This window comes from Rubripirellula obstinata (assembly GCF_001642955.1).
Classification (GTDB): domain Bacteria; phylum Planctomycetota; class Planctomycetia; order Pirellulales; family Pirellulaceae; genus Rubripirellula; species Rubripirellula obstinata.
Genome location: NZ_LWSK01000248.1, coordinates 1 through 2206, shown reverse-complemented (window position 1 = coordinate 2206; position 2206 = coordinate 1). Strand labels below are relative to the sequence as shown.

3 protein-coding genes are annotated in these 2206 nt (G+C 56.3%); 2 read left to right on the top strand and 1 reads right to left on the bottom strand.

The window, feature by feature from the left end; all coding sequences use genetic code 11:
• Positions 1–145 precede the first annotated feature (145 nt).
• Entirely contained in the window at positions 146–655 is a 510-nt protein-coding gene (locus RC85_RS25450; protein ID WP_068267718.1) for a hypothetical protein, read from the top strand.
• A 344-nt stretch (positions 656–999) separates the two neighbouring features.
• Here the strand turns inward: RC85_RS25450 and RC85_RS25445 are convergent, their stop codons facing one another.
• On the bottom strand, positions 1000–1281 hold the full coding sequence (locus RC85_RS25445; protein ID WP_068267716.1) for a hypothetical protein: 282 nt from the start codon (positions 1279–1281) through the stop codon (positions 1000–1002).
• A 41-nt stretch (positions 1282–1322) separates the two neighbouring features.
• Between RC85_RS25445 and RC85_RS25440 the strand changes: the two genes are divergently transcribed.
• Positions 1323–1787: a hypothetical protein gene (locus RC85_RS25440; RefSeq protein WP_149753503.1), complete on the top strand. Its 465-nt coding sequence runs from the start codon at positions 1323–1325 to the stop codon at positions 1785–1787.
• Positions 1788–2206 lie beyond the last annotated feature (419 nt).

The window sequence follows — 2206 nt, the reverse complement described above, 5'->3', positions numbered from 1 at the left end:
CTCCAATTGAACCTGCACTCCCTCCCCATAATCGCGGATAACCATGCGATGTTGACGGAGTGGCGGCAACGCTGTGTCCTCTGCTTGCAAGTCTTCTCTCGCCACCCGCAAATCGCTACCGTTATCCGACTGAGGCTCCCCTCCAATGAACGACACTCGCCAACATGGGTCAACTGTACTCGTCACCGTTGGTGCAGTGCTCGCGCTCTTCGCTTCCGGTGCGATTGCGTTGTTCGCCTTCGTTGGCTGGGGTCTCACGACAGGACGCCTCGCAGATACTAAGGTTTTGACCGGCAACAAAATTCCACCGAGAATTGCAACTTCAGTTACCGTTGCCGCTGGACTCTTACCGGGCGAACAGATATCGCACTTTTATTCCGCTTCCATGACGCCTGAAGGCGATGGAAACGTACTCACGAATAAACGCGTGATCTCTTATGTACACGAAGGATCGAACGCATGGTGCACTTCGGTCGACCTCGGCGATATTGTCTCCGTCCGTTTGCTTGCAAGCGATAGTTGGCTCGAAGACTCCACTATTGTCGTAACATCAAGCGACGGCTCAGAGTTGATTCTGTATGCAAGCAACGAGGATGGGGGCGACTTGCGTTTCGCCGATGCCATCCGTAAGGCCGCGGTGGATGATGGCGGATAACCATGCCATGCACCGGAGTGGCGGTGGTCAGTTTTTCGTCTGCTTGCAAATCTTTCGCCGCCACCCGGTGATGTCTACCGTTATCCGACTGAGCCGCGGACATTTGCTGCCTTCCTCGCGCCCTGCGGGGCACAACCTACGCATGGATTCCATGCCGATCACTAGATGCCATGATTAACGCTTCGTATGCATGGCGACTGGCTCAATTCAACCAATGCCTGAATTAACACTCACGGATTCTCAATCAAGTCATACTCGTGCTGGCGATGCGACGTTTTACCCTTTGCTTGCACGACCGGCGACGACGTACCGTATCGGCGGCGATCTTCCTTGGTCACGCATCTTCACTGATCGCCGCCGATACGGAACGTCGTCGCCTCCAAGGTGGTTTCCACCGCAACTACGTAGCCGACGCCTGATGTCACGGGCGACCGCATTAGAACGTTTTTCCCTAATTCAACCCTTTGCGGTAACGTCAAATTTGCCGACGACGATTGATTTTTTCCCTTACGGGCCATCATCGTCGGCAAATTTGACGTAACCGCAATCCCTTCGCTACACTGCCGTTGCGACTGACCGCCTATCAGGTGGCGGTCACCATCGTAAACATCATCGCGGATAACCATGGGATGCACCGGAGTACGGCTTGCGCGATTTTCTGTGATGGTTGACTTTTCTCTCCGTACCCGGTGATCCCGGCCGTTATCCGACTGAAATCAACACTCTCTGCAGACGCTTCCCGTTGGCCCAAGCCCTTTCCGAACTGACTGGCATCGCATTCATGGCCGCAATGGCTTGGGGGATCGCACGCGGATTGCACCTCGTGGTCGCGAGATCGGGCGAGCGCAAACGGATTCACGGCCAATACATTCCGGAATGGGTCGCCGGCACCGTTGTATTGTTCGGCGTTGCTGCACTCGTTTACTTCGGTCCCGTTCCCAATGTTCCATCTCCACCGTCCACTGGCTGTGCTGCTTTTGGTATCCTTGGCGGCCTAATGGCTGGAACGATTCATGGGTGGTTCCGACTCGCTCGATACCCCAACCTGAACGCGGTCGACTCCGGAGGGCTGTCTCGTGAAACCGGCAATCCATACCAACCGCCCAGTTCCGGACCACAAAACGGCGGATAACCATCGCATGCACCGGAGCCGGGCTTGCGAGTTTTCTCGAATGGAACATCAACCGTCCCGGCCCGGTGATGCGTAACGTTATCCGACTGAGCCGCGGACACTTGCTGCCCGCCTCGCGCCCTGCGGGGCACAACCAACGCATAAAGCACGACCGCCAACACTGCTTCGCCCCCAACGTTCGATTAATACTCAAGTCCAGACTGCCCTGCGGGGCATCAACCTACGCCCGAATCCCGATCCTCAATCAACGCAGGCGTGCCGGATGCACTGCGTGGCACCAACCAACGCCTGTCTTCTAGTCTCCCTTTACTCTTGACCGCCAAAACTTGCTTTGCCGGCGATTCCTTGTTACTCTTTCAACACGGTGGCTGTCACCCACGTGGACGAAGTCCGCGCTGACGGACCGCATCGGAATGGTG